General features: G+C 39.6%; 17 protein-coding genes. 4 read left to right on the forward strand and 13 right to left on the reverse strand.

Going from position 1 to position 22,193, the window contains the following annotated elements; all coding sequences use genetic code 11:
* Positions 1 to 398 precede the first annotated feature (398 nt).
* The 3 genes from E4661_RS17225 to E4661_RS17235 all read left to right on the forward strand — a co-directional run bounded on the left by E4661_RS17225 (position 399) and on the right by E4661_RS17235 (position 6,784).
* Positions 399 to 4,505: a hybrid sensor histidine kinase/response regulator transcription factor gene (locus E4661_RS17225; protein ID WP_136468711.1), complete on the forward strand. Its 4,107-nt coding sequence runs from the start codon at positions 399 to 401 to the stop codon at positions 4,503 to 4,505.
* A 221-nt stretch (positions 4,506 to 4,726) separates the two neighbouring features.
* Positions 4,727 to 5,449 (forward strand): iron-sulfur cluster repair di-iron protein, encoded by a 723-nt coding sequence (gene ric / locus E4661_RS17230; RefSeq protein WP_136468712.1) that lies wholly within the window; start codon positions 4,727 to 4,729, stop codon positions 5,447 to 5,449.
* A 123-nt stretch (positions 5,450 to 5,572) separates the two neighbouring features.
* Positions 5,573 to 6,784 carry a hypothetical protein gene (locus tag E4661_RS17235; RefSeq protein WP_136468713.1) on the forward strand — a complete coding sequence of 404 codons (1,212 nt, stop codon included), beginning with the start codon at positions 5,573 to 5,575 and terminating at the stop codon, positions 6,782 to 6,784.
* Positions 6,785 to 6,798: 14 nt separating this feature from the next.
* Here the strand turns inward: E4661_RS17235 and nadB are convergent, their stop codons facing one another.
* Both nadB and nadA read right to left on the reverse strand, forming a co-directional pair.
* Positions 6,799 to 8,349: an L-aspartate oxidase gene (nadB, locus tag E4661_RS17240; protein WP_136468714.1), complete on the reverse strand. Its 1,551-nt coding sequence runs from the start codon at positions 8,347 to 8,349 to the stop codon at positions 6,799 to 6,801.
* Positions 8,350 to 9,276: a quinolinate synthase NadA gene (gene nadA / locus E4661_RS17245; protein WP_136468723.1), complete on the reverse strand. Its 927-nt coding sequence runs from the start codon at positions 9,274 to 9,276 to the stop codon at positions 8,350 to 8,352.
* Between the two features lie 140 nt (positions 9,277 to 9,416).
* Here nadA and E4661_RS17250 point away from each other — a divergent pair, with 140 nt between their 5' ends.
* On the forward strand, positions 9,417 to 9,857 hold the full coding sequence (locus tag E4661_RS17250) for an RrF2 family transcriptional regulator (protein WP_136468715.1): 441 nt from the start codon (positions 9,417 to 9,419) through the stop codon (positions 9,855 to 9,857).
* A 30-nt stretch (positions 9,858 to 9,887) separates the two neighbouring features.
* On the opposite strand, the gene E4661_RS17255 is transcribed toward E4661_RS17250, so the two are convergent.
* The 11 genes from E4661_RS17255 to nrdD all read right to left on the reverse strand — a co-directional run bounded on the left by E4661_RS17255 (position 9,888) and on the right by nrdD (position 22,042).
* Entirely contained in the window at positions 9,888 to 11,684 is a 1,797-nt protein-coding gene (locus tag E4661_RS17255) for a hypothetical protein (RefSeq protein WP_136468716.1), read from the reverse strand.
* A 39-nt stretch (positions 11,685 to 11,723) separates the two neighbouring features.
* Positions 11,724 to 11,960 carry a cytochrome C oxidase subunit IV family protein gene (locus E4661_RS17260; protein ID WP_136468717.1) on the reverse strand — a complete coding sequence of 79 codons (237 nt, stop codon included), beginning with the start codon at positions 11,958 to 11,960 and terminating at the stop codon, positions 11,724 to 11,726.
* Positions 11,961 to 12,536, reverse strand: a complete 576-nt coding sequence (locus tag E4661_RS17265; protein ID WP_136468724.1) for a cytochrome c oxidase subunit 3 — start codon at positions 12,534 to 12,536, stop codon at positions 11,961 to 11,963.
* A 20-nt stretch (positions 12,537 to 12,556) separates the two neighbouring features.
* Complete coding sequence (locus E4661_RS17270; protein ID WP_136468718.1) at positions 12,557 to 14,332, reverse strand: nitric oxide reductase activation protein NorD; 1,776 nt, start codon at positions 14,330 to 14,332, stop codon at positions 12,557 to 12,559.
* A gap of 7 nt (positions 14,333 to 14,339) precedes the next feature.
* Entirely contained in the window at positions 14,340 to 15,164 is an 825-nt protein-coding gene (locus E4661_RS17275) for a CbbQ/NirQ/NorQ/GpvN family protein (RefSeq protein WP_240751518.1), read from the reverse strand.
* Positions 15,165 to 15,273: 109 nt separating this feature from the next.
* Complete coding sequence (locus E4661_RS17280) at positions 15,274 to 15,993, reverse strand: SCO family protein (RefSeq protein ID WP_240751520.1); 720 nt, start codon at positions 15,991 to 15,993, stop codon at positions 15,274 to 15,276.
* Complete coding sequence (locus E4661_RS17285) at positions 15,980 to 16,756, reverse strand: formylglycine-generating enzyme family protein (protein ID WP_417936421.1); 777 nt, start codon at positions 16,754 to 16,756, stop codon at positions 15,980 to 15,982. Before E4661_RS17285 ends, E4661_RS17280 begins: the two co-directional genes overlap by 14 nt.
* Positions 16,757 to 16,766: 10 nt before the next feature.
* The gene (gene nirK, locus E4661_RS17290) at positions 16,767 to 18,227 is read right to left on the reverse strand and encodes a copper-containing nitrite reductase (protein WP_136468719.1); all 1,461 of its coding nucleotides are present in this window, start codon (positions 18,225 to 18,227) and stop codon (positions 16,767 to 16,769) included.
* A 16-nt stretch (positions 18,228 to 18,243) separates the two neighbouring features.
* Complete coding sequence (locus E4661_RS17295; protein WP_136468720.1) at positions 18,244 to 19,581, reverse strand: cbb3-type cytochrome c oxidase subunit I; 1,338 nt, start codon at positions 19,579 to 19,581, stop codon at positions 18,244 to 18,246.
* Positions 19,582 to 19,591: 10 nt separating this feature from the next.
* Positions 19,592 to 20,032, reverse strand: a complete 441-nt coding sequence (locus E4661_RS17300) for a c-type cytochrome (protein WP_136468721.1) — start codon at positions 20,030 to 20,032, stop codon at positions 19,592 to 19,594.
* A 132-nt stretch (positions 20,033 to 20,164) separates the two neighbouring features.
* Positions 20,165 to 22,042: an anaerobic ribonucleoside-triphosphate reductase gene (gene nrdD, locus E4661_RS17305; protein WP_136468722.1), complete on the reverse strand. Its 1,878-nt coding sequence runs from the start codon at positions 22,040 to 22,042 to the stop codon at positions 20,165 to 20,167.
* Positions 22,043 to 22,193 lie beyond the last annotated feature (151 nt).

Genomic DNA, 22,193 nt, shown 5'->3' on the forward strand with positions numbered 1-22,193 from the left:
CGGTTTTCAGTCAAAAAAGGGGCATATTTCTTCTTTTTAATGGGATATGACAAAATATTACACCTATATGACAGATTTTGCACAACTGGAAAGGCAAGTCAAAGATGCTTAGGAGTTAACTGATTTAGAACAACATAGCTTCTTTGACCCTTGATTTGTAACTCCCCACAGGTAAAGAGTGCTTTCGTTACATTGATTGTTGATATCAGTCTCCCATTAATCCAAACTTTTGAATAAATTGAACTCGTAATATTTAAGGTTATTTGTTCCTTATGTATGAAAAATGCTCTATAACGAGTGGACTGATTATATATTCCACCTTTTTAGTGGAAATACCCCATCAATATTGAAGTGGAAATGACAAAATTTGTACCTATATAGGATCTTTATCCAGTAAAATGAAATATTTGTCGCCCTTTTCGGGAATAAAAACGATTCTCCTTTTGATACTTACCCTATTTCAATTGGGAGGGTTCTTTTTGTTTGGGCAGGATCAGGTCTATTTTAAATCCCTTATCCCAACCCACAATAATAAACAGCTCTTTGTAAGTCATATTGGCCAGGATTCATTAGGTAACATTTGGATGTCCTCATCGCATGGAGTTTTAATCTACAACGGCTACACTTTTTCCTTGATAAATAAGGGTGATATCTTTCCAAATATTGATTGGGAAGATAGGATTGAATACATCGTCAATGATGACTCAAAAAATGTTTGGATTAATACGAGTAATGGGCGTTTGGCAAAATACGAAGGTGGGGTGGGTCAATTTCAGAACTTCGATGACAAGCTAGCGGGAAAATCCATTTGGAAAGTTCGCCCCAATGGCAAACAGGTATGGATGGCCACAAAAGCTGGTGACATCTATAAATATCACAATAGTGAGTTTGACAGTATTACCACCATTCCAAACATCAATCTGACCGACAATCAGGTAAATACTTTGGACTTTGACAAAAACGACAATGTTTATGTGGGTACTACCCAAGGTAAAATATACAAATACTCGGTGCAGTCTGGCCGACAAACCGAAATCATAGGCCCTTTTACAGATTATCCAGGTGGTATCATCCTTAGAATGGATGGTGCCAATAGGCTTTGGATAGGCACCGAATGGCATGGCTTGCACATTTATGATATTGCCCAACAAAAAATGATCTCCGATAATTTCCTAAACGGAGATATCTCCGATATTGGATCCTCTCTTTTTTTGACCCTGTTCTTGGATAGCAATGAAAATATTTGGGCAGGAACAGATGGGAATGGCCTTTTTAAGATCAACAGTGAGACCGGCCGTGTTCAGGTATACAAAAAAAGATATCTGGATGAGTTTTCCATTGAGAGCAATACCATACTGGACATCAACGAGGATGACCACGAAAACATCTGGTTGACCAACAAGTATGGCACGTTGAACGTTATTCCGAAAGCCAACAAAAATGTAGGTTACCATCCAGGTTCGGACAATGACATTCCCATGAGGGTATTGAGCATTCTAAAAGCTTCGGACAAAGCTCTTTGGATTGGAACCGATGGGGCTGGGCTCACCCAGATTACGGAAAATGCCCCCCCAAAGCAGTTTTTTAATGATGACAACAATGCTTTTTACATACAATCCATTGCAGAGGATGAAAAAGCCAATATTTGGTTCGGAACCTATAGAAATGGGCTATGGCATCGCAAGGAGGACGCCAAAACCTTTAAGGAAGTACCCGTAACCAACGATAAGGGTCAGATTGCCCAAGATATCCGTGAGTTATTTACCGATTCAAAAGGTAGAATATGGGTAGGTTCCAACGTGTCGTTAAACGTTTATGATTCAAACCAAAGGTTGCTGGCCTCCTTTTGTAACAACGAAAATGGGTTACATGGCACCATAGTTGAAAAAATAGTGGAGGATTCGAAAGGCGGCATTTGGCTCGGTCAGATCGGTGGGGGGCTTTTTAAGTTTGTGGAGGACAACCAGAACTTTGCCCACTCATTTTTTGAAAATTACCATTCCCGATCAGGAGAGACCGTTCCCCGGGTGGTCTCCATGGTATCCAGTGAGGATTATAAGATTTGGTTCATTAATGAGCAGTTTAAATTGAATGTTTTCGATATCAATAGCAAAACATTTTTGGAGGATGACCAAGTAAAGGCTATCAACGATCATGGTTTTAATGCAGTAAATCTGGTTGACAAAGACAATATTTGGGCCAGTGCGGGCAATGCAATTGTCCACTTGGACCTTAAGACCAAATCGACCAAATTATATTATGCTTCGGACGGTCTCCCAGATGGTAGCTTTATGATAAGAAGTACATTTAAGGACAAAGATGGCCAGCTTTATTTTGGGAGTACCAAAGGTGTGGCCCATTTCTTCCCGGAAAAATTGACCAAAGGCCCCTCCAGCCCCAAACTCGTGGTATACGATGCACAAGTGCTGAACAGACCTGTCAAAGACCTTCTTCCCGACCAGATAAAGTCTGAAGTGTTTGATCTTGAAAACCTAGATCTTGCCTACGACCAGTCTTCCTTTTCCATACGGTTTTCCGCCATTGACAACATACTGAATCCCAATTACTTCTATTCTTACAGGTTGACGGGTTTTGATGATGACTGGAGACATACCTATACTGAAGGACTGGCGTCTTACACCAATGTTCCTCCAGGGGATTATACGCTTGATATAAAAGCCCATGGAATGGACAACCTTTCTTCCAAAATTGAAAAAAAAATCAATATTTCAATTGCACGGCCCTTTTGGAACAAACCCCTGGCACATATCATATACCTTGCGTTTATCTCGTTGCTCATATTTAGCATTGTAAAGTGGTACAGGCTCAGAAAAAAACTGTTGATTAATAAGATAATCCGAACCAAGGAACATGACCTTCACAATGCAAAGATGGACTTCTTTACAAAGATGTCACACGAAATCCAAACACCGATTACCTTAATTCTTGGTCCCATTGAAAATATGCTCCAAAGAGCTGAGCTTAATGGAAATATGCTTTTAAGGGAAAGACTGAACATTATTTCCAATAATGCGAAAAGACTCAGCCGAATTGCAAGAGAACTTACCTTATTGAGAAACAGGGATGCAAACAAACTCCGTTTGCTCGTAGGCCAAAACAACTTACATAAAGATATATTGGATATTTGTTCGTCCTTTAAGGAAATTGCCAGAAACAAACAGATTGACTTATCCATCAATTGTCCGAAAAACCTTGGCGAGGCATGGTACGACAAAGAAAAATTGGAGCATATATTGTATAACCTACTTTCCAATGCCTTTAAATATACTCCTGCTGAGGGGAATGTCCAGTTAACCGTTTCACCGATAAACAAAAAAAGTTGTGTCAAGATTTCTGTTTCAGATTCAGGACTGGGCATCGAGAAGGAGGAGTTGGATAAAATTTTTGAAATTTTCTATAGATCCAATACCAACAAAAGATTTAAAGGAGCTGGAATTGGTTTGGCCCTGACCAAAGACCTGATAACCTTACACAAAGGAAAAATTAAGGTTAAGAGCGCCCCTCATGAAGGAACAACTTTTATGATAAAACTTCCGGTTGCTGAAAAATTTTATGATGATACTGAGAAGATTGCCATCAACCATCCAAATTCCAAAAAAGAACAGATGGAGAACATTCAAGCGCAAGAAGTATCCCAAGAAAATATAAACAAAAGGAGCATCTTGGTGGTGGAGGACAACTACGAGCTACAGCAATTTATAAAAGATCTCTTATCTCCCCAATACAATATTTTGCTTGCTGATAATGGCGAAGAAGGTTTCTATCATGCAAAAAACAATATTCCCGATCTGATCATAAGCGACATTATGATGCCCCAGATGGATGGGATTGAGATGAGCAAGGAACTTAAGAAACATAATTTGACCAAGCACATTCCCATAATTCTATTAACGGCGAAAAATTCCACCAAAGCCAAGATTGAAGGATTGAAAACCGGAGCTGTAGAATTCATAAACAAGCCTTTCAACACCAACGAGCTTGTCTTAAAAGTGAACAACCTTCTGTTATCCAAAGAGTATATTATTTCCAAATATCGAAAAGAACTGATCAACAGACCACATATTGAGAAAAATCGATCACAAGATGAGATCTTTTTAGAAAGCTTTGTGGACCATATCAATAAGAACATCACCGATCCGGATTTTAAGGTACAGCAACTGGCAGGACACTTGAACATGAGTTATTCGAGTTTATACAGAAAATGCTTAAGTGTCACTGGTTTAAGTGTTATTGACTTTATTAGAGAAATGCGGCTTAAAAAAGGTGCCATACTTCTGGCCAAATTTGGTTATTCCATCTCCGAGGCTGCTCATTTGGTAGGCTTTAATGACCCAAAGTACTTCTCAAAAAGTTTTAAAAACCAATTTGCGGAAACGCCCAAGGATTTTAAGAAACACGCTGATCTATCCGATGATGTAGATGTTTATCTTGCTCAATATCACATTAGCGATGTCAACTTTTTTGAACCTCCGGCCCAGGTTTAATTTTACTAATCCACCATTCCAACATTTCAAATTGTAAGTGATACATGAACTAAAATAGTTTTAAAAGACAAGGGTCAATAACAATAAACAACTATTCCAAAAGATTGTAAGATACTATTCGGGCCAAATCGGTTGAAAAATATGATAAATATCATACTACTACTTTATGTTTGAGCATACCTTCGCACAATAAAAGATAAAAAAGTCTTTTAATTTAAAAAATGGAAATCATAAAAAATAAAACTGTAGCAGATTTTGTTACTGAAAACATTAAAACTGCCCATATTTTTAAAAAATATGGGATTGATTTTTGTTGTGGAGGAGGTATCTCGGTAAAAGAGGCCTGTGAAAAAAACAATGTCGATGAAGTGTTCTTGGAAAAAGAGCTTATGGCAGTTGATGAGATTATTGATCGCGCCCATGACTATGACAATTGGGATATCAATTTTTTAGTGGATCATATCATTAATGTTCATCATACCTACGTCAATGAAAGTTTGCCTATTTTATCTAAATATGCCAATAAAGTGGCCAAGGTACATGGGAAACATTATAAAGAAATTCTTGAAGTGAATATTTTGTTCCACAATGTGGCCAATGAACTTTTATCCCATCTCCAAAAAGAAGAACAGGTTTTGTTCCCGTATATTAAGCAGTTGGCCAAGGCCAAAAAAGAAAATGTGGCCAATGACATTCATCCTCCTTTTGGGTCTGTAAACAACCCTATACAAATGATGGAACATGAACATGAAGATGCGGGGAAAGTTTTTCAGGAAATTGCCAAATTGACAAACAATTATACCCCACCCCCCGAAGCTTGCAATACGTTTAGGGCCCTATATGCTAAGCTTGATGAGTTTGAACAGGATTTACATCTTCACATTCATTTAGAGAACAATATATTGCACCCCAAAGCCATTGCACTGGAAAAGAGCTTAGGATAAAATAATTTTAATTTCATAGCCATTATAAAATGGAGTATCAACGGCTTTAGATGCTCCATTTTTTGGTTTTATACCACATAACATTTCTTCAGAAGAAGTACCTTTAACATGTAATTGTATTTTGTGCAAACACTAAAAAAACACAGCCTTTTTGCCATAGGTTATTTTCTTTTGATTGCTCTTTTGGGGCTGGTTTTACGGCTTTTCCAACTGGTTGAACTTCCGTTTGATTACAGGTTTTTGGTCCACACCCATTCCCATGTCGCCTTGTTGGGCTGGGTATATACCACTTTAACTACACTGATCTATAAATCATACTTAAGCAAAGCTTCCATTCATAAAAAATACCGAAACCTGTTTTGGTTTACCCAAGTCACTATCGTTGGCATGTTGTTTACCTTCCCTTTTACTGGATATGCTTTGTTTTCCATCATATTTTCAACCTTATTCTTGTTTGCTTCCTATGTTTTTATGTGGTTGTTCATCAAACATACTTCCGAAGCGCAAAAAAGAACATATTCGTACAAATGCATCCTTGTTTCATTATGGTATATGGTAATATCGAGCATAGGCCCATGGGCTTTGGGAATAATCATGAATACCGCGGGAAGTGGTTCTGACCTCTATAGAAATGCTATCTATTTCTACCTTCACTTTCAATATAATGGATGGTTTGTCATGGCTCTTATTGGAATACTGCTATACGTTCTTGAGCAAAACAAAATAAAACTATCTCCAAAGAGATTCAGACCGTTCTTTTGGACCATGAATATTGGTATTGTGGCAACTTTTGCTATTTCCGTACTATGGATGCAACCTCCAATGTTTATCTACTTCATTTCCGGTTTTGGGTCTTTGCTTCAACTTTTTGCCTTTGGTATTTTAATGAAGTGGCTATTGCCCTTAAGGGAAAAAATCAAAAATTTGAGCTCAAGACTCTTTTGTCCTTTGTTAAAAATAACCGGCATGTTTTTTTTAATAAAATTGCTTTTCCAGATTCTTGGGTCTCTACCCTATTTTGCCGCAGTAATTTCATCAAACATAGATTTGATGATTGGATATATTCATTGGACATTTTTAGGGGTCATCAGTATTGCAGCTCTGGTATTTTTATCCTATTTCAAACTAATTCGGCTATCAAAGGGAACAATGTTACTTTACCTGATCGGTTTTTTCTTGACCGAAGGACTCATTTTTTATAAGGGGATTGTGGTTTGGTCAAAGTCTTGGTTGACAGCCAATTATTTGTTGTATTTAGCAGTGGCCAGTGGGGTATTTTTAATAGGAATTGCCCAAATTTTTATAAATCAGTTCAGAAAAATGACTAAGAACTGATATAAAGTTGCCCGTTAAATATTATCAATATTGAAATAACCGCCTCTATTTTCTTTACGTGATAATGATTCACCAATAATCAAATGTGCCACGTTGATCATATTACGTAATTCGCAGAGGGAGGTGTTCACTTTTGATGTCTTATAGAGCTCTTCTACCTCCTTATAAATAATATCCAAGCGCGTAATAGCCTTAGTCAGCCTGTCATTACTCCGCACAATACCCACATAGTCCCGCATCAGAGCTTGCAGTTCTTTAAGGTTATGTTGAATCAATACGTGTTCTTTTGGAATACTTGTGCCTTCATCGTTCCGGTCAGGAATTTCAAAATCCATAGGTTGATTGGATTCCCCAGTAAGATATTTAAATATGTTATGAGCATACACCAATGCCTCCAACAACGAATTTGAAGCCAACCGATTGGCACCATGCAGTCCCGTTCTGGAACACTCACCACATGCAAACAAATTTTTAATGGTGGTTTTGCCATTTTTATCAACCACAATTCCACCGCACAGATAATGCGATGCAGGCACAACCGGAATCCAATCCTTTTCAATATCAATATGAAGAGTTTTACACGTTTCATAGATGTTTGGAAAGTGCTTTTTGAAAGCTTCACTGTCCAAATGCGTGCAATCTAAAAAAACATGGGTATCACCTGATTTTTTTAACTCGTTGTCTATGCTTTGTGATACGATGTCTCTGGATGCCAGTTCGGCACGAGGATCATAATCTGGCATAAACCTATGTCCTTTTTTATTTCGTAGGAAAGCACCAACCCCCCTTACTGCTTCCGAAATCAGAAAAGTAGATTCTCCCTGTTTGTTATATAGTGCTGTTGGGTGGAACTGGACAAATTCCATATCTTTTATTTGGGCTTTCGCCCGATATGCCATCGCTATGCCATCACCTGTGGCCACATCCGGGTTGGTGGTGTATCCATACGCTCGGCCTATACCACCGGAAGCCAACAAGGTATTTTTAGCCTTTATGGTATGAATCTTCCCGGTTCTTTCTTCAAGAACATAGGCTCCATAACAAGATAATTGATGAGAGACTCCTTGCTTTAAATGATGCTCTGTAATTAGATCTATTGCAAAATGATGCGAAAACAATGTTACATTTTCAAGCTGGTGGACCCGTGCTAAAAGTGTCCGTTCCATTTCAAGACCGGTAATATCTTTATGATGGACCACACGGTGTTCAGAATGCCCTCCCTCCTTACCCAAATTAAAGTTTCCTCTGGGGTCAATGTCAAAGTTGGCACCCCATGTTATCAGTTCTTTAAAACGTTTTGGGCCTTCTTTAATTACCATTTGAACCACCGGTTCATCACATAACCCATCACCGGCTATCAATGTATCCTGAATGTGTTTTTGAAATGAATCCTCCTCAGTATCCAATACCACCGCAACACCTCCCTGTGCATATTTTGTGTTGGATTCGTCTTCATCCCCCTTGGTAACAATTGTGATTTCCCGATCTGCAAACTCCTCAGCGATTTTGACAGCAAAGGTCAATCCCGCAATACCTGAACCTATGACCAAATAATCAGTAACCATCTATTTGGAAAGCTCTAGCATCCGTTCAATGGGAACCAATGCTCTCTTTTGAATATGCTTGGGCACTTCTATTTCCGGGCTTTCGTTCAACAAACAATCATGCAATTTTTGTAGGGTATTCACTTTCATAAATGCACATTCACTACAAGCACAGGTATTGTCTTCATGGGTAGGAGCCGGAATTAACTCAGCGGCAGGAACTTCTTTTCGCATTTTATGAAGAATTCCAGCTTCTGTAGCTACAATGAATTTTCCTTTGGGATGGGCCTTCACATATTGGATCATTCCAGCAGTGGAGCCAATATATGTTGCTGTTTTGAGAATATGCTCTTCAGATTCTGGATGAGCGATAATCTTATAGTCTGGATATTTTTTGTGCAGTGCCAAGAGTTTATCCATGGAAAAGGCCTCATGCACCAAACAGCTTCCATCCCAAAGCAACATGTCTCGCCCTGTTTTTTTCATAATGTACTTTCCAAGATTTCTGTCCGGAGCAAAAATGATGGATTGATCTTCCGGAATGGACTCAATAATTTTGAGAGTGTTGGACGATGTGCATACGATATCTGTCAGTGCTTTGACTTCAGCACTACAATTCACATAGGTGACCACAGTGTGATCGGGGTGCAATTTCACAAACCTTTCAAAGACATCAGACGGACATGATTCAGCCAGGGAACAGCCCGCTTCCAGATCAGGGAGCAGTACTTTTTTGTATGGATTCAATATTTTGGCGGTTTCGGCCATAAAGTGAACCCCCGCAAAAACAATCACATCTGCATCTGTTTCTGCAGCTATTTGTGACAGTCCCAAACTATCTCCAACATAATCAGCAATCTCTTGAATTTCAGGAATCTGATAATAATGTGCCAAGATAATTGCGTTCTTCTCTTTCTTTAATTCTGCTATGCTCTGTTTTAGATCCATTTGGCAATAACTCTGCTTGATGCGAAAATAATCTTGAACCACACCAAAAAGCATGATAAAAGTCATACTAGATACCCTTAACAAATGTTTATCATTTAAGACTAATGTGTCTTTTATATATTTGGGGGAAACAAAGGTTTATGTTATCCAACGCGTGTAAATATGCCATACGGTCCATTCTTTATTTGGGCATTCAAGCCAATGAAAATGAGAAGATTGGAGTAAAAAGAATCGCCGAATCGCTTGAAACCCCGCAGCCTTTTTTGGCCAAATTATTACAACAGCTTACCAAAAACGGTTTGGTTTCATCATCCAAAGGCCCCACGGGCGGTTTTTTCCTGGATGAACAAAATTTGGAAAACTCGGTTTGGGATGTCATAAAATGCATTGATGGCACGGACAAATTTGACCAATGCTTTATGGGGTTAGCAGCTTGTGGTGATGAAAACCCGTGTCCAGTTCATTTTACGGTAGCTCCGTTCAAGAAAAAAATCTATGCTGATTTTAAAGATAAAACCATAAAGGAGTTTGTAGCTGAAATAAAGCAAAAGGGCAGGCATATTTCGTTAAAAGATATATAAGGTATAATCTCACTAAGTCAATAAGCAATATCATTCCAAACTTTGGATTTTCGTATTTAGTTCATTAAATCTTTTCTCGCTTTTTCTTAAATCGCTCAGAACTAGAATCAAATTTGTTATTCTGGTCTGACTTTGGTCAAAAAGTTTGCGGTAATACACTATTCCCTCTTTCAGGTTAAGGGCAAAGGTTTTCAAGTATTTTATTTGTTTTGGACTAGTGTCCAAGATTCCTTCCTCTAACTTTTTCTTTAAAAAATCGATGTAAATATTGAGCTCTTTTATAAACATGTTGGGCCTATTCTTTTTTGTAATTCTCGGGGCTTTACCATAAATGGCTTTAATAATTTCCTCAAGTCCCATGGCCTTGGAGAAATAGGCTATATTGGGGCCTGGACAAACGGAAACCCCCTCCCCCTCAGTTTTAGTGTCCAAATTATTGGCCAATAACGCTGTAGTTCCCAATCCTACACAGGTACATGTTTTTTCAATGATTTTATTGAACTTTACCTGATATTCTTTTTCCGAAATACCCTCTTTGTCCAAAGCTTTGATTTTTAGGTGCTGGTATTGCCTGGATGCGGTACAAATTCCCTTCTCTGTAAATTCTTTGTTCAATGCCACAAACTTTTTGGGGCAAGCACTTCCGGGTCTTCCTTTCTGGATAAGACGTGCCTTCTCTTCATCCTTAGTATTTCCCTTAAGGTTATTGAAGGGTACTCCCAAAGGAGAAATATCACTTAAATAGACATCCTCTTCACTAGCGTCAATCAACTTGTTTAAAGTAGCCTTATCCACCGTTGTGGCCTCTGGAACCAACAAGAAAGGTGTTCCCCAACCTACAGAATCCACAAGGTAATGTTCCAACAAAAATTGATGCTCTTCAGCTGTACCGACCCCTCCTTGGGCCGAAATTTTAAACCCCAAATCCTTTTTAGGAATTATACCTCCCTGGCAGGACAGCGTATGAAATAAAGTTTCCTGTAAGATTTGGCGTAACTCCTCCCTTTTTATCTTAAATTCCTCCAACACTGGACCCAAAAGATAACCGTCCGTTGCAAAAGCGTGTCCACCGCAGTTTAGTCCTGATTCTATTCTGTATTCTGAAACCCAGATTCCTTTCTTTGCCAAAAACTTCCCTTGAATCAAGGCTGAACGATAATCACTTACCTTAAGGACAATCTTCTTTTTGATACATCCATTTTCATTCGGATAAAAATCTTGAAACTTTGCCAAGTAACTATATAATCTCGGGTTCATTCCCGCAGAAAGAATCAATGATGAATCGACTTTACTTTGTGCAAACCCTCTTAAGGCCGCATGAGCATCATTATATTCAATGGGGAGTTTAATGTCTTTCCTATAGTTGTCCTTATCTACTTTGGTCATGATATTTACATCAATTCCACCCATAGAAAAATTCTCTTTGAACCAATCTTTTATTTCATTTAGACTAAAATGATTCTTTGTTAGTTGTTTAAACTCCTGCTTTAGCGTAGAAGCATCCGGGAGTGTATCAAAAAAACCATTAATATCGTTTAGGGTTCTAGTTGTGGTTTTCCTGAATTCCTCAAACTCGTTTTCAGATAATGTCTTGATCAAATTTAAGTACGATGTAATCCTCTTGGCCCTGAAATCTTCCATTTTCTCGGTGATTTCCTCATATGGAATCTTAAACTTTTGACAATACATCTTCCTCATCCTTTCCAATAAAATATCATCCACCAATGATATCACGGAGTCTATCCCAAATTTGGAAACTTTAAGCGGGGAATCTACAGTAAACCCAATTCCCATTACAGGAATATGAAATGAATGCGTTTGTGCCATAATTATGTGAAGCCAACTCCCGTCTTGTGGCTTATTATTTTATGAAATGATTAAAATGATTGTTATAAATAATATTAGAAAGCTTAAAATGATAATTTTCCAAAAGGAGTGAGCCTTTTTCAATTCCATAAACTCAAAGGCCACCCCTAAAAATTTTAGGCCAGCTAAAATCATAATTGAAATGACGAGGAATATTCCCTGTATTCCTGAAAGAAACGACGCCAAGATGGTTAGCACCAATAAGAAAACCCAAGTTATCGTTGTTGTTTTGTCCATCTAAAAGAATAAATAAAGTATAGGGAACAGTAAAAGCCAAATGAGGTCACACATATGCCAAAAAGCGGCACTGGCCTCTATATCTTCAATGGTGGTTGATTCTTTTTTTAACCCAAAATATACCGAGGTCAGAATAACCAATCCTATAATTACATGTACCACATGAAATAGGGTAAGCATCCAATAATAGCTAAAAAAAGTATTGTAGCCCATACTGAAACCTGCACTAAGTTTTTCATAGTATTCCCAGCTCTTTACTACTAAAAACAAGCTGCCAAAAAATAAGGTAGCCAGAAGATATTTCTTAAGGGCATGCTTTCCTTTGGCCTTTACTTCTTTAATAGAAAGCGCCATAAAAAACCCGCTCGTGAGCAAAAAGATAGTATTGATCATCCCATAAGTAACATTTAATGTCAATCTGGAACCATGAAACTGGACTGCTTCGGTTTTACCTTCATACACCATAGCTATTAAGGCAATACCGAAAGTTATCAACTCCAAAAAGATAATGATCCAAATCAAAATTCCGCCTGGAGGATAATAAATGCTTTTATAATTGATTTGTTTTTGATTCATATCTGTTTGCATTGCCCCCATTAAGACTGATGCTTTATTTTCTCGTAAAGTTTTACCAAGGATTGCAATAACTCCACTGGTGTGGTCAAAATTTGATAATGGTTCTGTCCAAACATTTGTGGGAGGTAGTACTTTGCCTGGGCTTCTATGGCCAATGCGTAAGAGTTTATTTGGCGTTCATTCAGCTCACGTAAGGCCTGTTTGATGTCATTTATCCCATATTTTCCTTCATATCTATCGTAGTCGTTAGGTTTTCCGTCGGAAATCAGGATTACCCATTTGTTCTTGGTGTCTCTTTTGTCCAGCAATGCTCCCGAATGCCGCAATGCGGGGCCGATTCTTGTATAACCGTTGGGCTCTATAGCCCCAATTTTAAATTTTGCCCGGTTCCAATCCTCGTCAAAGCCTTTCATGGTGACGTAAGAAGAATGATTCCTAGTCTTGGAATAAAAGCTATTGATAGAGAAATCGATATTGAATTCCTCCAATATTTCACCGAACAGTATGGATACCTGCTTTTCCACATCAATGACCCTGTTCCTGGCCGCATAACCATCGCTAGATAGACTGCTATCCAACAACAACAAAATGGAAAGGTCCTTTTCCTTTTTGCGCTTGGACAAGTAGACTTTTTCCGAAGGGGTATGGCCAGAATACACATCCACAAACAAATCGGTAATAGCATCCAAATCAAATTCTTCCCCTTGGGCTTGTCTTCGCTGCTGCTGATATTTGTTGTTTACCGTTGTCAACATTTTTCGTAAACCCGATAAGGTGGTCCTGTTTTTGGAAATCGCTTCCTTATAATAATCCGGATTGGTTTTTACAATGGTTTTGGGGTATACTTTACAAAAATCTTGTTTGTAACTGCGTTTGGACTGGTCCCATTCATCATAACTAACAAAGTAACCGCTATCGTCACGATCCGCACTTTCTGCGATAGTGGTGTTTTCAACAAAATCTGCCTGGTAAACGGAATGTACAGTATCGTCAACCCGAACGGTATGCTTCATGTTTAAATCCTCAAGGGCATTGGCATGATCCTCCAAATCATCTTCTCCATCCATATTTCTAAAATTCCCTCCAAATTCATCCGCAGTTTCCACTTTTTCAAATTGGTGTTGCAATACAGCATCTTCCACTTGTTTTTCATCTACTTGAACTGAAACAATCTCTTCTACGGCATTGGCTTTGAGGGTAGTTTTAGATTGGTATTGATTTGCGGACTTTACTTTTTCGGAAAAATTTTCCAAAGTATCCCCCATTTCCTCCCCTGGGGTATCCCGCATCCATTTGCCATAAATAAATGAAAAATCTGGTGTTGTTTTTGGTTTTACCCGGGCCGAATAATGGGATATGAATTTTTGATAATATTCTTGGGTTACCGGAAATTCCCTGAACAATTGTTCTAGGACAAGCGTGGAGGTTTTTTGTGCATTTTCTTGAGAATCTTTTAGAGAATGCTCATCGGGGTCTTTCCAATTAAGGCCCAAGTTTTTTTGAATGGATAAGTACAGGGCCCTAAATAAATAAAAGGATAGATTTTCCTCAACTGTAGCAAACTCAGCATACTTTACTGGCAGAAAAAAATTATTGTTTTTATACCCTCCTTCCCTTTCAGCGGCATAGAGTTCTATAGGTTCCCCTGTGATTGCGCGGGCAAAAATGGTAAGCCGTGGTTTTATATCTTCCAAGATAATCGCATTTGCCAGGTTGGCCTCTCTATTCTTTTTTCGTTTTTTAAAATAGTGGGCAAACTTGGTGAAGATATATTCATCGGGTTCAAACTCAAACATGGCACAACTATATCATTAAATCGCATAGGTCGTTCAGGGCACTTATAACCTCCAGGTCATCTGTAAGTGGTTCCACAATAGCAGCATGTACGGCTAATCTTTTGGGTAAACCGGAACGCATTAATTTGGCAGCATCCACCAATAATCTGGTGGAAACAGTTTCTGTAAGTCCCAACTCCGTTAAATTCCTGATTTTATTTGCGATATTGACCAATTTCTTAGCATCAGCTCCCAGGATGTTTGTTTCATTTACCAATATCTCTGCCTCGGCTTTGGCTTCTGGGTAGTTGAAAGAAACAGCCACAAAACGTTGTCGGGTAGAAGGTTTCAATTCTTTGAACCCGCGTTGATAACCAGGGTTAAAGGAAGCGACCAACATGAAGTCGGGGTGGGCCTTTATGGTTTCCCCAAGTTTATCAACAAACAATTCGCGCCGGTGATCGGTCAGGGAATGTATGGCCACGATTACATCAGGTCTAGCTTCGGCTATCTCATCCAAATACAATATGGCTCCTGTTTTAACAGCTATGGTCAAGGGTCCATCCATCCATACCGTTTCTGCACCCTTAATAATGTACCGACCGATCAAATCGGTAGATGAAGTTTCTTCATGACAGCTCACCGTTATCAATGGTTGCTCAAGTTCGTGGGCCATAAATTCAATAAACCTTGATTTCCCAGTCCCCGTTGGACCTTTTAACAAGAATGGGATCTTGCTTTTGTGGGAGTGTTTGAAAACAGCTATCTCCTGTCCCACCGATCTGTAATAAGGGGCTACTTCCTTTGAAATTGTAGTCATGTCTATTCTTTTTTCCTCAATGGCATTGACCATGGTGTATCTATTTTAAGGCCTAAAAAGCAATCCGGGCAAAGCAATTTTTGAAGAGTCAGGTATGAGCAAAAATGAGTGCCTTACTACTGATCGTGATTGCTTAATAGACCTATTTTTTAACTGTTTCAATAATTTTTTTGATGGTTTCTCTGTTATCCACACCCAATCCTTCTTGTTGGTGTACCAATTCACCTTGTGGGTCAAACACGCTGATAATATTGGAATGGGAAAAATCCATGGGTGAAATCTGTTTATATTTTACCGCCAACACATTAGCAAATTCCCTTACACTTTTCTCTGTTCCCTGAAGGAAGGTCCAATGCTCTGCATCCATAAGGTTTTCTTTGGCAAAAGCTTTTAAATGTTCTGGCGTATCTGTTTTTGGGTCGATACTCACCAACACATATTGTAAATCTTTATTGAAAGCTTCCGGAATCTGCTTTTCAATATTTCGCATATCGGCCACCAATCTGGGGCAGGCAGCTTTGCATGTGGTATATATCATGACCATGACCAAGGTTTTTCCTTTTAGGTCCTTTAATGCGATGGTGTTACCTTCTTCCGTATTCCACTTGGAGGTTAAATTGAAAATGGATTCTTCGGAAATCCCATCCATTTCCATAGGTTCTGGTGTTATAGAAGCCATGGTCATTAAGTCCATCTTACAAACAGGACAGCTTCCTGTCTTATGATAGGTTTTATCCCCCTCGCATTTCATGGGACATGCATAAGCTGTCTCATTTCTTGCCATGGTTTTGGCTCCATTATTACAGGAAACCAGTACAAAGAGCATTGTAAAAATGCCAATAATCCACTTATAGCTGTTCATTTTCTTTGTCTTTTACACATCTAAATCCAAGGTTTTTCATAGTGTATTTTGCCTTCAGACTTCCTCGGGTTGCATATCGCATAAAGGCAGCATAGTTCATTAAATCTGTGGCTCCAACAGCGCCACTCCCACAGAATAGGTTACTGTCGTTATCCACATCTTTCCGTGATTCACCGGACACCAGCACTGAGTTAAAATCCGAAGTCCATTCCCAGACCAAACCATGTAGATCATAAATGCCCCAATAATTTTTAAAGGTTGAGCCAATTATATTGTTGAACGTCTTGGGCTTCTCATACCATCCCAAGATATAAGCGTTATAGGTTTCATTTTTTCTTGCATCCGGTTCACTTTCATCGGCCATGGCAGCATACTCCCATTCGTCTATGGTCGGCAATCGCTTCCCTTGACATTCGCAATAGGCATTCGCCGCAAACCAACTAATATTGGTCACCGGTGCATTTAAGCTTTGTCCATAACCCAAGGCGGTATCCGAGGCCCAATTAATCAAATAACTACCATCCGCAAAGAGTTTTTTTACTTGCGATTTTCGCCACTTGGGATACTTTTTCACAAAAGCCACAAACTCTTCATTGGTGACCGGATATACATCCATATAAAAATCAGCTATGGTAACCTTTAAAGAATCCCTTCCGTAAAGTGGAATATAGTTTCCGCCTTGAACAGCGACCATTTTAGATTGACAATTTGCATGGCCCATCCAAAGAAAAAGTACACAAAATGTCAATCTTAAAACAGTCATCCGCTACTGATTAATGTCCACTTTTAACCTGGTCCACCTGAGCCTTGGTCACATTGGTTTTATTATTTCCCCACGAATTGTAGATATAGGTAAGCACATCGGCAACCTCATCGCTACTAATGGCCTGCTTGGTCATTACGCTATTGTATTTTTGGCCATTGACCGTGATTTCACCGGTTTTACCATTCAGAACAATATCTATGGCCCGATTCACATTGGCATTGAGATAATCCGATTCAGCCAAAGGTGGAAAGGCATTTGGGATTCCCTCCCCGTTGGCCTGGTGACACGCAAAGCAGGTTTTGGCATATATCTGCTTTCCTGATTCCATTTTTTCTGCCAAAGTTTTGGTACCTGAACTTGTATCTGCTTTATCCCCTCCGTTGGGCATGGCCTGTATTCCTCCTCCTTCTGGATTATAAATCCCCTCTTGTATTACACCGGAATAAATGGTCTTGTTTTCTTCACCTTGGACTTTAAGCATGCCCAAAGCACCCTTGTTGAAGGCCCTGAAAATGGAATGGTCCACCAAAATAAAGGTGCCGGGAACATCTACCCTGAACTCCACAATTGCGGCTCCACCTGCAGGAATTAAAGTAGTTTGCACATTCTCATTGATGCTGCTACCACCTTCAACCATCACCTTGTCAAAAATTTCCCCAATCACATGAAAGGAGGATACCAAGTTCGGACCACCGTTCCCAACATAAAGTCGAACAGTTTCTCCCACATTGGCGGTAATGGCATTATCACCGGTTAAGGAACCTACGCTTCCATTGAAAACCACATAATCGGCATCCTCATCAACAGCTTTTTGCATATCGAAGGGTTGTAGCCCCGGATCGCCATTTTCACCTTGGGTATAAAAATCGCCCTGCATGATGTAATATTCCTTGTCCACTCTTGGTAGTCCTCCTTCCGGTTCAACCAAGATCAATCCGTACATTCCATTGGCAATGTGCATTCCCACGGGAGCGGTAGCGCAGTGATATACATACAAGCCCTCATTTATGGTCTTAAAATTGAATTTCTTTTCATGACCGGGAGCCACAAAGGAAGATGTCGCCCCTCCACCAGGGCCAGTTACCGCATGTAAGTCTATGTTGTGGGGCAACTTGTTATCTGGGTGATTGGATAGGGTAAACTCCACCTCATCCCCAACTCTGGTTCTGATAAAGCTTCCAGGTACGGAACCGCCGAAGGTCCAATAGTTATAGGTAGTTCCATCAGTCATGGTACCTTCTTGTTCAAGAATTTCCATGTTCACAATGAGTTTTTTAGCTTTACGATCGCCAACTCCCCTCGGAACATTGGGTGGAGCTGTCAGCTCCGCTGTCATTTCTCTACTTACTGGAATATCGGCTGCAGAAGCGTACTCCTTTTTTGTGGTATTATCTATACAACTTTGCAGGCCAATGGCTCCAATGGCCATTAGACATAGTACTGCCAGTCCATTATTAGGTTTTCTCATTTATATCATTTTTGGTTTATGGTTGTAATTCTAAAGCTTGATCGGTTGGTTTACCGTGTTTGATAAAATCGATGATATATAGTGCGATTCCAAATGTTAATATGGTGGCACAGATTAGTAGAACCCAAAAGTGTATGCTGATTTCATTCTGCACCGCCATAAACTCCATTTTAAACTTTCGTTCCAGGTACACCTGGGCAACACCTGCAACTCCAAAGGCCACGGTCATTCCAATCATACCAATGTTTGAAAGCCAAAATGCAGCTCTACCTCTAGCACTTAAATACAGTTTCCTGCCGGTCATATTGGGCATACTATAGCTTATGATTGCAAGCACGATCATCGCGTAAGCTCCCCAAAATGCCAGGTGCCCATGCATGGCCGTAACCAAGGTTCCATGGGTATACAGATTGGTTTGCGGTAGCGTATGCGCAAAACCCAGTAATCCTGCTCCCAAAAAGGATACGATAGCAGCTCCCAAAGTCCAGAACAATGCCAGTTTATTGGGATGTTTTTTTTCTCCTTTACGATACATGTTCACAGCAAACAAGGCCATGGCCAAAAACGCCAAGGGTTCCAATGCAGAGAATATTCCTCCTACAACTAGCCAAATCTTGTTTACACCTATATAATAATAGTGGTGGCCTGTTCCCAATACACCTGAAAGGAATGTTAGTCCCACAATGACATAAAGCCATTTTTCTATGACCTCACGGTCCACTCCGGTAAGTTTGATCAACAGAAAGGAAAGAATACCCCCCATAATCAATTCCCATACTCCTTCAACCCAAAGGTGAACTACCCACCATCGGAAAAAAGAATCTGTAACTTGACTGTCAAAGGGCAACATTCCCGGTAAATACAGGAGTGCGGCGAACAACAGCCCCATGGAGAGTACCAAGGCTGTGGTGGTCCTCCGTTTTCCTTTAAACAGGGTGACCAAAATCAACCCTAAGAACAAGAGTACGTTGGCTACTACCAAAAAGTCTAATTGTCTCGGAATTTCCAGGAATTTTCGTCCTTCCCACCAGTTAAAATGGTAGCCAACTATGGCAGCTACACCCACTAAAGCCAAGGAAATCAGTTGCACATAGGCCAATTTCACGTTGACCAATTCGCGTTGCGCTTCCTCCGGGATAATATAGTAGGCGGCCCCCATAAAACCAGAGAGCAACCAAACCACCAATAAATTGGTGTGTACCGCCCTAGCAGTATTAAAAGGTATAAAATCATGAAGTCCATCGAGCCCCACACGGGCAAAGCCCATAATAAAACCGTAGACCAATTGTAAAACTAATAGCAGCATGGAAAGTGCAAAAAACCAATAGGCTACTTTTTGTGATTTGTATTTCATAACGTTGGGATTAGTTGTTGGTTTTATCCTTTGCCAATGGAGATACCACAGTATCAAAGCCATTGAGATCAATGTCGTCTATCCAATCAAAAAATGCGATCAAGTCTTCTGCTTCTTCATCCGAAAATCCATAAGCGACCATTTTCCTACCGTTGGGTGCCCAGGCATTTGGAGTAGTAAGTACCGCCTTGATGTACCCTTTACCCCTTCGGTCAATGACCTTGGTAAGCTCTGGTGCGTAATAGGCGCCCTCACCCAGAATGGTATGACACCCCATACAATTGTTGGCTTCCCACAATTGTTTTCCCCGAACAACTTGTTCGGTAATGTTCTCGTAGTTGGATTGATCTTGTTCCTTACTAAAGGAATAAATCGTAAGTCCGATAAAGACAAGAAATGTCACTACCGTCCCTCCAAGAAAAAAAGTACGTGCTTGTTTTTTTGATAACATGGTAAATTGATTAGTATTTGATAATAAAAGACTATTTTATCCTTTATTTTGCAAAAATAGATAAGCACCTTAGTTGAAAACATGATAAATATCATGTGTTCAACCAAAAGAGCGGTAGCAATGGGGCAATTATCAGATGATCTGTTGCGCATCTGAATAATCAAGAGTAGGTTGATTCTTGGACTGATAACTATTCAAGGTCTCAAGCCTTTTCTTGGCCAAGTGCCTTTCTTTTTTGTTTTCATCATAATATCTCAAGCCATGTTCCCTTTGTCTTCCTGAACTAAAACTGGAAACTCTTTTTAGGTATCCAATAACCCGAGTTGCATGGTCCACTTCTTTTGAATTGCAGTTACTACAATTATATAGGGTGCGCTTATCGATATGATCGCAATGGTTACAAATAGTGATTTTAATATTGAAGCAGAAATAATTGCATCCTGCCCTTGCCGTTGCATGAATCAACTTTTCAAACCCTTCTTGATTGGGCGCTTCCTCTAGATTAAGGTGCAGCGCGGAACCGCCATCCAGATATTTAATGGTTTCCTTGCCATGCAAAATAATTTTATCCAAAGTATTGGTGGTAGTGTCCTCTACTTTATAGAAATAGGAATTATAACAGTCCCGGGGTACAAAAAGTCCATCCTTTCTATCCCAATCGGCATTTTTTACACCCAGATTTTCGGCGGGCACGAATTCGATGTTGAACATATAGCCATATTCCTGTTTTGCTCTTTTATTTTCGGTGTAAATGGCTTTTAGATATTTGTTGACGAAGGCCTTGTAGTATTCATTATTGCCAACTTCTATCCCCTGACTTTCTGCTGCTTCCACCATTCCATTGATTCCAATGGTTAAAAATTGTTTGTCCAACCCAATAAATCCAGCCTTATAAACAGGTAATAATCCAGCTGCCTCATATTCTTCAATGAGTGTTCGAAAAGCCACTTGGTATTTGTGAATCTTTTGAACTTCCTCAACAATGTCCGCTCCCTTCTGAACCAATCTGTTCATGTTGAGGGTAATTACATTTATCGAACCGGTAGCCACTCCCCCAGCACCCAAAGAATAACTAAAGGTATTGTCACTGATCTCGTTACGGAGGCGACAGCAGGAAGCCAAGCTATCTGCATTTTCGGATTGATAAATGAAAAACGAATTCCCTTCACTCAATTCCTTTGCACACATTTGGGTGAATTCTCTATCTACCGGTTTCCCTTCTTTGGTGAGCATGGCAGCCGTAACCACAGGAAAGGTCAAAATGGCCCTGGTGCGCTCGGCATTGAACCATTTCATAAAATACGATTGGAGCCTTCTTACACTTTCCCAGCGAGGTTTTGTCATATCGGGAAAAACAAAATCTCCAAACATACTATTAAAATAAGCTTCATCGTACAGTGAAATATTCCAAAAGACTGACTGGTATCCTCTGGCCGCGGCAGGTTGATTGATGGCATAGACCACATGTTGTAAATGGTTCGCAATGGCCTTTTCATGGGATTTCAGATAATCTTTGCCATAATCAATTGTAGCAAAATGATCAAAGTACATCAAGAACTCAACCGTGGCCAACGCCCCTGCGAATTGGGAACTTATGGCAAACACAAGATTCACAAACTCACCGCAAAAACTTTCCAAATGTTGGGGCGCCCTACTCTCTCCTCCCAATTTGGTAAGCCCATCCAAAAGAAAAGGATACATACTAATGGAAACACAATAGGGTTTTAAAGAAGTTTCATCATGAACATAGATTTCATGAGATTCAATTTGTCTTATATACTCTTCGGCAAGTTCTTTTCCAAAGAGCAATTGAATCCTATGCTTGACCAACTCTCTATTGACCTGTATGTTGATATCCTTGTTCAATTCGGCTTCCATGGTGGCAATGTTTTTTGAGGTTACATTGGCGTTGGCATCCAGTTTTGATCCATCTGCTGCATTGGCCGAATGCATATATTGATTGATGAACTTTACTTTTTTTGAAATCTGTGCGTCGGTAAGTCGTATCATATTTGTTGCTCTTTTAGGAATAAGTTGTACTAGCCACTACTTAACCTGACAGTTGTGGTTAATCTGACACTTGAAAAGAACCTTTAAGCTCATTGTATTCGATGAGCTTTTCTTTTGCTAAAAGTATGGAATCCTCAAAAGTCTGCAAAGG

This window comes from Flagellimonas onchidii, from assembly GCF_004804315.1.
GTDB classification, from domain to species: Bacteria; Bacteroidota; Bacteroidia; order Flavobacteriales; family Flavobacteriaceae; genus Flagellimonas; species Flagellimonas onchidii.

What these genes read in the sequence shown, in the direction of transcription:
- E4661_RS17250 (WP_136468715.1), top strand. Translation starts at nt 9,417, where the DNA reads ATGTTATCCAACGCGTGTAAATATGCCATACGGTCCATTCTTTATTTG.
- E4661_RS17295 (WP_136468720.1), bottom strand. Translation starts at nt 19,581, where the DNA reads ATGAAATACAAATCACAAAAAGTAGCCTATTGGTTTTTTGCACTTTCC.
- nirK (WP_136468719.1), bottom strand. Translation starts at nt 18,227, where the DNA reads ATGAGAAAACCTAATAATGGACTGGCAGTACTATGTCTAATGGCCATT.
- E4661_RS17275 (WP_240751518.1), bottom strand. Translation starts at nt 15,164, where the DNA reads ATGGTCAATGCCATTGAGGAAAAAAGAATAGACATGACTACAATTTCA.
- E4661_RS17260 (WP_136468717.1), bottom strand. Translation starts at nt 11,960, where the DNA reads ATGGACAAAACAACAACGATAACTTGGGTTTTCTTATTGGTGCTAACC.
- E4661_RS17285 (WP_417936421.1), bottom strand. Translation starts at nt 16,756, where the DNA reads ATGACTGTTTTAAGATTGACATTTTGTGTACTTTTTCTTTGGATGGGC.
- E4661_RS17265 (WP_136468724.1), bottom strand. Translation starts at nt 12,536, where the DNA reads ATGAATCAAAAACAAATCAATTATAAAAGCATTTATTATCCTCCAGGC.
- E4661_RS17270 (WP_136468718.1), bottom strand. Translation starts at nt 14,332, where the DNA reads ATGTTTGAGTTTGAACCCGATGAATATATCTTCACCAAGTTTGCCCAC.
- E4661_RS17255 (WP_136468716.1), bottom strand. Translation starts at nt 11,684, where the DNA reads ATGGCACAAACGCATTCATTTCATATTCCTGTAATGGGAATTGGGTTT.
- ric (WP_136468712.1), top strand. Translation starts at nt 4,727, where the DNA reads ATGGAAATCATAAAAAATAAAACTGTAGCAGATTTTGTTACTGAAAAC.
- nadA (WP_136468723.1), bottom strand. Translation starts at nt 9,276, where the DNA reads ATGGATCTAAAACAGAGCATAGCAGAATTAAAGAAAGAGAAGAACGCA.
- nadB (WP_136468714.1), bottom strand. Translation starts at nt 8,349, where the DNA reads ATGGTTACTGATTATTTGGTCATAGGTTCAGGTATTGCGGGATTGACC.
- E4661_RS17300 (WP_136468721.1), bottom strand. Translation starts at nt 20,032, where the DNA reads ATGTTATCAAAAAAACAAGCACGTACTTTTTTTCTTGGAGGGACGGTA.
- E4661_RS17225 (WP_136468711.1), top strand. Translation starts at nt 399, where the DNA reads ATGAAATATTTGTCGCCCTTTTCGGGAATAAAAACGATTCTCCTTTTG.
- E4661_RS17280 (WP_240751520.1), bottom strand. Translation starts at nt 15,993, where the DNA reads ATGAACAGCTATAAGTGGATTATTGGCATTTTTACAATGCTCTTTGTA.
- nrdD (WP_136468722.1), bottom strand. Translation starts at nt 22,042, where the DNA reads ATGATACGACTTACCGACGCACAGATTTCAAAAAAAGTAAAGTTCATC.